The organism is Lacticaseibacillus jixiensis (genome assembly GCF_042847315.1).
GTDB lineage: Bacteria > Bacillota > Bacilli > Lactobacillales > Lactobacillaceae > Lacticaseibacillus > Lacticaseibacillus jixiensis.
The window spans coordinates 1-7,942 of sequence record NZ_BAAFPR010000049.1 but is presented as its reverse complement, the minus strand read 5'-3'; the positions used below and the strand labels follow the sequence as shown (position 1 = coordinate 7,942).

Genomic DNA, 7,942 nt, shown 5'->3' with positions numbered 1-7,942 from the left:
CAGAATCGTCGTTGGTCTGGTAACTTGAGGCACTGATTGGCAAGTTGCCTAAAGTTGATACGATGAAGAAACTCTTGGAACAAAACGAGCCCGGCGTCATTTGAAAGTTGACCGCCGTCGGCGGTCACAGTCACATTGGTATTGCATTGCAGGGATAAGCTGGTTAAAGTTGAGATGGTGTGAAGCCTCGCTTTCGTGATGGTTTTTGTCGACTTAACCTTAGCATATAGGCGCACCCAATGGGTGAAACACCAAAGCAGCGCAGTCCCGTGTGAATCATGGGATTGCGCTGCTTTTTTGAAATTCTATGAATAATCCAGGATTATATTTATTACGACTTGAATGCCAGTGTGTTTGAAGAGGTGTTGAGCTGGATCTACAGCTTGGGGATTGGAGGTAAGCTTGATGACAAAAGATAAATGGCGTACCTTACTGATCACCAGTGCCGTGATCGTCGCTGTGATTTTCTACGGGGTGAGTCAATACGAAACGCTGCCGCAAATGATGGTGACGCACTGGGGCATCGATGATCAGCCGAATGGGTGGATGCCTAAAGCGATGGTGGTTTACGGGGTACCCGTAATGATGTTGTTGATCCATTGGTTCTGCATGGGTGTTACCTACTACGCTGCTGCGCATGGTCAAGGTGCGCCGCGTATGGAACGGGTGTTGGCGTGGTTCTTTCCGGTGAGCACCATTGTCGTTTATGTCATCATGATCCGTTATGCACAAGGTCATGCGGTCAATGTTCGGCTGTGGGCAATCGCCTTAGTTGGGGCGATGTTCATCTTCTTGGGCAACTATTTGCCCACTGTGCCGGCAACTTCACCCCGCAAAGGCTGGATTGGCTTTGGTTTTCATGTTCCGTGGCAAGTGACCAACCCTGCTGGAGCACTGAAGACGCTGCGCGTGTTGGGTTATGTGATGGTGGCCGGCGGCGTGTTGTTGCTAGGCAGCTTGTTTTTTGCACCAGCGGCTTCAGTGGTGGCGCTGGTTATTGTCATTGCAGCAATCGTGGTGATGATGCCGCTGAGTTATGTTTGGACGACGCGGCCAGATCAATAGGCGTTAAGTCAATCAGGCCCGGCAGCTGGGAGAAATTTTCCTAGCCGCCGGGCCTGATTGATTTAGGTGGTTATTTACGAGGCGCTTCGCTATTGGTCATTAAGCTTTTGGCGGCTGGCCAGGGAAAACCTGATTTTGATATTGTTTGGCTAAAGCTGGGGTGAGGAAGTAATTGGCACTGTGCCAGCCTGCACCTTCGCACGTCTCAAGCACTTTAGTAGGCTGGCCGCCTAAATTGAAGGTAGAGATCTTATAGACGATTGGGCCGCCGTTGGCTTGATACCAGCCTCTAACACTAACGGTATTGCCATCTGCGCTGACGGTAGCCGATCCCCAAGCGCTCCTCACTGGATCTGGATTAGCCCCAGCAGTTTGGGCGATTTTTAAATCACTTTGACTTTCTTCAGAGACATCATAAACTGGTTGGCTGGTGCCATGTACAATTTCTGCATTGACAGTAAATGATAGGGTGGGCGACTGATATTGATCCGCAGTGTACCAAGTATGCCAGAATTGACTTGAAAAGACCGGCTTATGATTGGTTTTGGCTGGCGTTTTGCTGCTCGAAGCAGCGGCAGCGCTGCTTGATGTGGCAGAAGCAGTGCTTGAGGCAGCTGCTTTGCTGCTTGAAGCAGCTGAGGCGGCTGAAGCGGCGACTTTACTGGTTAAAGTTGCGGGGCGACCGGCGGTGATGGCGGCGAAACCCTTGGCCACGGCTTGATCTTGAGTGTCAGTGGTACTGATGATGTTGGCTTTGGGGGCCGTTTGGCTGATCAGAACGCGCGCTTTGGCTTTAGCCGTCAGCGTGAACAGAAAAAGCGTCTTTGCCTGATCGTCCACATAAACCGCCACGACGTTCTGCTGAGATCTGCTGCCGCGGTTATGCTTAGGCAGCCAAGTGACTGGTGTTTTCTGGTTATCAATGGTGACTGGCTGTTTGGCGGCGTAAACTTTGCTCAGATCAAGCCCTTGCCACTTGGTATGTGCCGTGCGATCCGCTTTGGTGAAGTTCTCCGCCTTGGTTTGACTGAAGTCTTTCATAAAGGCGTCCAGCTTTTGTGATTTCTCATCGCTCCAGGCTAATTTCACGCTTTTGGAGGTCGCTTTTGTGCGAGACGTTGAAACAGCCGCACTGGAACTTGCGGCCTTTTTGGGTTGTTGGTTGCCACACGCAGCCAGCATCAGCCCCAGACTTAATATCATTGTTGTGCGCCAAAGCTTCATCGCGCTACCCCTTGTTTATTGCGGCCTAACTGAAATTAAAGAATTTCTAGTCATATCGAAATCGACTGAAAAAATGTGCTCATGAAAAATATTCGAGATAAGACTATTTCAATCAATTAAAACAGTTGGCTAATATTATATGGTTGTATATGACGCTATAATACTTCAATTATATTGCGAAAACAATCCCTTTTCAGGAGGTATGCGCTTCGTACATTGATTAAGCATATCTTTGATGTTATTTTAACGATAAAAAAGCCCGCCCTCCGGCAAGTTGTCGAAGAACAGGCTGATTCAAATTGATTTTATTCAATCTGCTTGATGCTGAACAGCGTAGTGCAACTGGGTCAATTGATCGAGTTGTTGGACTTTGGTTAAGGTCAAGTTGACGTTGTTGACGCCGCTTGCGACCAAGGAGATGCCGTCGCTTAAAAGCACTGGAGCGATGGTGATGATCAATTCATCGATCAAGCCGGCTTGCAGCAGTTCGGTGAAAATGTCTGCGCCGCCGACCAGCCAAATATCCTTGCCTTTCTTATCTTTGAGCTTGCGCACGAACTCAGGCACGTTGCCGGCAACCACGGTGGTCGGGTCGTCAGTGTCATGCAACGTGGTGGAGAAGACGTAGCTTTCCTTGTCGCTATACGGATAGCTGCCTGCCAAGCGCAGTGCGCGTTGATAAGTCTTGCGGCCCATCAATACGGTATCGATGCCGGCGTAGAAGCGTTGATAAGCGTCATCTGCGGCGCTGGCGTTGAGTTTGCCAAGCCAAGCGGTGCTGCCGTCGGGTTCGGCAATGAAACCGTCGAGACTTTGTGCTAAGTACAAGATCACGTGTCGTGCCATACTACCCACCTCGTATTCTTCTTTATGAGTTCAGTATATCACAAATGAAAACGGTATCACACCCGTGACCACAGATCGATACTGGTTTCTTCAAGAATATGCCCAGCCATCGCATGCCGTGCTTCGTTTAGCCAAAATCCCGGCTTCAAATCCAACATGGTGTCTAACGCAAACACCGTCAAGGTATAGGCGTGATCGGCGTTAGGCGGCTGCGGGCCAACGTAACCCGTGGCGATTTGCAAATCTGGATTATGCACCAAGCCGCCGGCGTTGGCATTACGGCCTTGGACCATAGAAGCAAAACCCTTGCGGCTGGCGTCTTCTGGCAGTTGGGTGGTGGTGCCGGGGATGTTGGCGATGTTCCAATGGATCCAAGGAAAGCCGGAAACCGGTACCGCATCATAGTCGATCAGCCACACTGCAAAGCTTTGCGTGTTGGCTGGCGCTTGGTCAATGGTGATTGGGAAGCTGCGTTTGGGGTAGCCTTGATAAGTGTCAGCTGCTGGCGCGTGTTTGCCGAAGCGATCGGCGAGGTAATGATTCTCAAGCGGCACAGAAATTTGCATGATGATCCTTCCTTTCAAGCGGCACAATCCAATGCTATCAATAAAGGTTGTTTCGCTTTGGTCTGATGTTACCTCTAGCGTACCACAACGCGGTTAACGAAGGGAAAACTTTGTAACCGGTTTACTAACTGGCAGTACCCTCAATAACCCGTGAGTGGTAAGCTTAACATAACCCAACATGCAGACTGGAGGTCAACTGATGCCTTATTACGATCAACATGTTCACACTTATTTCTCTTTTGATTCCGATGCGCAGTTTGAAGACTACTTGGCGCAAACGGATCATCCTTTTGTCACCACTGAGCACTTGGAAATGGCCAACCCTGATGAACACGGCCAAGATAACAAACCTGACTATCAAGCCTATGTCGACAAGCTCGAAGCCTTGCACAAGAAGTATCCCAATCAATTCTTGCGCGGCATTGAAGTCGGCTATTATGCGCCTAAACTTGAAGATATTTACCATTATTTAGATGCCAATCGCTATGACCTGATCTTGTTGAGCTTTCACCATAATGGTGAGTATGATTTTCAAGACGACCATTTCAAGACTGTTGACAAGCGCGCACTGGTTGAAGATTATTATGCGCGCATGTTAGCCGGCGTGCGGCGCTTTGATGGCGCCGACGTGTTGGCACATTTTGAATATGGCTTGCGGGTCGTTGATGTCAGTCCGGAAGAATTGGTGGCTTGGGCCAAGCCGACGATCCAGGCGATTTTTAAAGAAGTGATCGCCAAGCATATGGCCTTGGAATTGAACACCAAGTCGATGTACTTGTGGCATGACGCGGCGTTATATGATTTGGTGATCCCGTGGTATCAAGCGTTAGGTGGGGAACTGTTTACCCTGGGGTCTGATGCGCATGTGCCAGATGCGTTCCAGATGCAATTTGCCCAGGCCAAGGCGCTTTTGCATCGCCATGGCATCACCGAATTGGCGGTGTATCAAGATCATCAGCCAAGTATGGTGACATTCTAGGCCGCGTTAACCGATTACTCAGGAAAAAGGAGCTTGCGATGTCTGAGATCACTAATCCTCAATTACAAGAGCTATTCACTACAATCCAAAAAGGTTACACCATGCCGATCCGCGTCGAAATCGACGGGCCAGCCAGTGGGGTGCTGGTACACAGCCAATCAGATGAACAACTGGCCCCCAATGGTGATTTGGTCGTGCATGTCAGTGACACGACCGACGTTGACTACACATTAAGCCACGAATTGCTGCACATGTACTTTGCTGCTGGCGGCTATCCGCAGTTGGAATACCATTTGTTGACCGGCACTCCGGAAATCGATCGCCAACATTATGCTGTGGCCACCGCCTTGAGCAGTGCCGCCATCCATATTGTGATCGCCGCTTGGCAGCGGGCGCATGATTTGTTAGGCGCTAATCAAGAGGCCAAGTTGATCAAAGGCTTTGAAGAAACCTTATCACCAGAGCCGGCAGCAGGCGATCGGTTGTTGATTTATCGCATAGTGTCACTGCTGGATCACATGACCTTGTTTGATAATGGCGGCGCCCATGATCAGCGCACCGCTTGGGCGGATAAATTTCCGCGGGCCTACAAAATTGCCAGTGAGTTATATGACACCTTGACGGTTAAATCATTGGATACGCCTTTTGCTTACCGGCGGGCCTTAGTGAATGTATTTGGCCGCTTCAATGCGTTAATGACTGCCAATGGTTATCAACCATTGGACTTGGCAGAATATGTCACGGTGCCGCCGGTGTTGTCGGCGCGTCAATTGCGCTTGAGTCTCAACCAAGTCTTTGAGCTGAAGCATTCGGCATATCGCAACGAGGCCACCAAGCAAGAAGCGTATGTGGCGTTAGGCAAAGGCGATGGACAAAATGCCTTTGTCTTACCGCTGAAAGACACGACCCCAGCGGCATTCCAGACGTTGTACCAACGGCCAGTTGGGGAATTATTGAAAGAATTTAACTGCGACTATTCGATGAGATAACCCAACGCACAGCGGCGCGAACTTAGCGGGTCGGGTGGCCTAACCATCGGGCATGAGGCGCATTTTGCCTCGATCAAGGAGGTTTATCATGATCGACTTACAATCAGCCATTGATAACGCACAGCGTGTTGCATTTCTTACTGGTGCCGGCGTGTCGACGGCGTCTGGGATCCCGGATTACCGCAGCCGCGGCGGGTTGTACCAAGACGGCGGCGTGAGTCCGGAGTATGCCTTGTCGCATGACAATCTCGTGCAGCATCACGAAGCATTTCATCAATGGGTGTTAGCCAACATGTTTCACCCAGAGGCGCAGCCGAATGTCATTCACGAGAAAATGGCGGCCATCAGCAATGCCAAAGGCGCGATCGTCACGCAAAATGTCGACGGCCTTGATCGTGCCGCTGGGGCCAAGCATGTCATTGAGTTTCACGGCAATCTGTATGATTTATATTGCCAAAAGTGCCACGCCAAGTTTACTTACGACCAATATCAAGCATCTGATATTCACGAAGCAGACGGTGGCGTGATCCGGCCAAACATTGTGTTGTATGGGGAACCGATTGCCGCTGACGTGGCTGAAGCGGCGGTTGATGCCGTCGCCGAAGCAGACTTGATCGTTGTTGTGGGTACCAGTTTAGTGGTGTATCCTTTCGCCGGATTGTTGCAATATGCCAAGCCTCACGCGAGGATCTTGGCGGTAAATCGTGAAGCGCTGGATCTGCCTGCAGGTGCCACTATGGTCTTGGGGGATGCGGCGGAATTGTTTGCTGCTATTCACATTTAGCTCAGGGTTGGGGGACCTGAAGCAATCGGAGGAATTATGTCTAAGAATCGAGTCGAGGCGTTTACCGACGGCGTGATCGCCATTATCATCACGATCATGGTATTGGAGTTGCGGCCGCCTGCCAGCGGGAGTTTTGCCGCGTTATGGAGCGAGCGGTATGCGTTTATGATCTATCTGGTCAGTTTCTTGACCTTGGCCGTTTATTGGAACAATCATCACCACTTGTTTCAGGTGGTCAAACACGTTAATGGCGCGGTGTTATGGAGCAATATCGCATTCTTGTTTGCCTCATCGCTGTTTCCGTTTGCTACCGCTTGGGTCGGTGAACGGCACTTTGGCGCCACCGCCCCGGAATTGTTCTATGGTGCGATCGTGCTGCTGGCGAATTTCGCTTATTGGCTGCTGGTGCAATCGTTGATGCGGGTGAATGTGCATTCCAATGCCGTGCAGCAAGTCTTGGGGCGCGGATATCGCAAGCCGCTGATCACGATGGCCGGCAATGTGGTGGCGCTAGGGCTTGGCCTGTTATGGGCACCGCTGACGATCATCTTTGACACATTGTTGTTATTGTTGTGGGTGGTGCCGGAGCGCCAAATCGAGAAAGAATTGAATCAGAAATAAACACATTCCCTAACTTGGTGAGAAGAATCCGAGTTAGGGAATGTGTTTTTTGTGAAAATGCTGCACTGTGGGCGTCGTCGAGCTGCGCAAAGCAACGCGGCGTGATATAAGCTGTGACGCCGCCAAGGCAAAGAGCGCCTTTGCGTCATCCCATCTTATATCAGCCGCTAAACCCGCTTTGCTCCGCTCTGGTCATCGTCGAGCTGCGCAAAGCAACGCGATTGCGTGTAAGCTGTCCCGAGCTTATGGCAAAGCCCGCCATTAGCTCAGGCCAGTTTACACACATCGCTAAGTACGGGCTGCTCCGCTGTGGTGGTCGTCGAGCTGCGCAAAGCAACGCGATTGTGTATAAGTCGTGACGCCGCTTGGGCATAAACCGCCCAAACGTCATCCCGCCTTATACACATCGCTAAACCCGCTTTGCTCCGCTCTGGTCATCGTCGAGCTGCGCAAAGCAACGCGATTGTGTGTAAGCTGTCCCGAGCTTATGGCAAAGCCCGCCATTAGCTCAGGCCAGCTTACACACATCGCTAAGTGCGCTTTGCCCCGCTCTAGTCATCGTCGAGCTGCGTGGCGCAACGCGGGTGCGGCTAGCTACGCCATCGAACTCGTGGCAAAGTGCGCCACGAGCACGATAGCTAGGCTATCTGACCCGCTAAGTACGCGCCACTCCGCTCTGGGCGTCGAGCTGCGCAAAGCAACGCGGCGTGATATAAGCTGTGACGCCGCCAAGGCAAAGAGGTAAGCACCCAATAACAGACCGTCTTGAAAATCAATAGAGGCCCGTTCCCAGATTCAGGGAAGCGGACCTCTTTGCTTTAAGCGACGGTCGATTGGGCGGTACCGGTAAATGTTTGGTTCCAAGGCA

Annotated in this window: 9 protein-coding genes; 6 read left to right on the top strand and 3 right to left on the bottom strand. The window is 51.1% G+C overall.

What is annotated here, in order from left to right; all coding sequences use genetic code 11:
• The first annotated feature begins 405 nt into the window (after window positions 1-405).
• Window positions 406-1,065 (top strand): DUF1648 domain-containing protein, encoded by a 660-nt coding sequence (locus ACGG90_RS14930; protein ID WP_390410625.1) that lies wholly within the window; start codon window positions 406-408, stop codon window positions 1,063-1,065.
• Window positions 1,066-1,164: 99 nt separating this feature from the next.
• Here the strand turns inward: ACGG90_RS14930 and ACGG90_RS14925 are convergent, their stop codons facing one another.
• Window positions 1,165-2,247 (bottom strand): DUF4767 domain-containing protein, encoded by a 1,083-nt coding sequence (locus tag ACGG90_RS14925; protein ID WP_390410626.1) that lies wholly within the window; start codon window positions 2,245-2,247, stop codon window positions 1,165-1,167.
• Between ACGG90_RS14925 and ACGG90_RS14920 the strand changes: the two genes are divergently transcribed.
• Entirely contained in the window at window positions 2,174-2,374 is a 201-nt protein-coding gene (locus ACGG90_RS14920; protein ID WP_390410627.1) for a hypothetical protein, read from the top strand. The genes ACGG90_RS14925 and ACGG90_RS14920 overlap by 74 nt on opposite strands.
• Before the next feature lie 224 nt (window positions 2,375-2,598).
• Here ACGG90_RS14920 and ACGG90_RS14915 read toward each other — a convergent pair whose 3' ends face one another.
• Together ACGG90_RS14915 and ACGG90_RS14910 are read right to left on the bottom strand one after the other, a co-directional pair.
• Entirely contained in the window at window positions 2,599-3,135 is a 537-nt protein-coding gene (locus ACGG90_RS14915; protein ID WP_390410623.1) for a dihydrofolate reductase family protein, read from the bottom strand.
• A gap of 56 nt (window positions 3,136-3,191) precedes the next feature.
• Window positions 3,192-3,701, bottom strand: coding sequence for a YbhB/YbcL family Raf kinase inhibitor-like protein (locus ACGG90_RS14910; RefSeq protein WP_390410621.1), 510 nt, complete (start codon window positions 3,699-3,701; stop codon window positions 3,192-3,194).
• A 199-nt stretch (window positions 3,702-3,900) separates the two neighbouring features.
• Between ACGG90_RS14910 and ACGG90_RS14905 the strand changes: the two genes are divergently transcribed.
• The 4 genes from ACGG90_RS14905 to ACGG90_RS14890 all read left to right on the top strand — a co-directional run bounded on the left by ACGG90_RS14905 (window position 3,901) and on the right by ACGG90_RS14890 (window position 7,074).
• Window positions 3,901-4,680 (top strand): PHP domain-containing protein, encoded by a 780-nt coding sequence (locus ACGG90_RS14905; RefSeq protein WP_390410619.1) that lies wholly within the window; start codon window positions 3,901-3,903, stop codon window positions 4,678-4,680.
• A gap of 38 nt (window positions 4,681-4,718) precedes the next feature.
• A complete protein-coding gene (locus tag ACGG90_RS14900) occupies window positions 4,719-5,669 on the top strand; it encodes a hypothetical protein (RefSeq protein WP_390410617.1) in 951 nt (316 codons plus the stop codon).
• A gap of 88 nt (window positions 5,670-5,757) precedes the next feature.
• Complete coding sequence (locus tag ACGG90_RS14895) at window positions 5,758-6,453, top strand: NAD-dependent protein deacylase (protein WP_390410615.1); 696 nt, start codon at window positions 5,758-5,760, stop codon at window positions 6,451-6,453.
• Window positions 6,454-6,489: 36 nt separating this feature from the next.
• On the top strand, window positions 6,490-7,074 hold the full coding sequence (locus tag ACGG90_RS14890) for a TMEM175 family protein (RefSeq protein WP_390410613.1): 585 nt from the start codon (window positions 6,490-6,492) through the stop codon (window positions 7,072-7,074).
• Window positions 7,075-7,942: the final 868 nt, after the last annotated feature.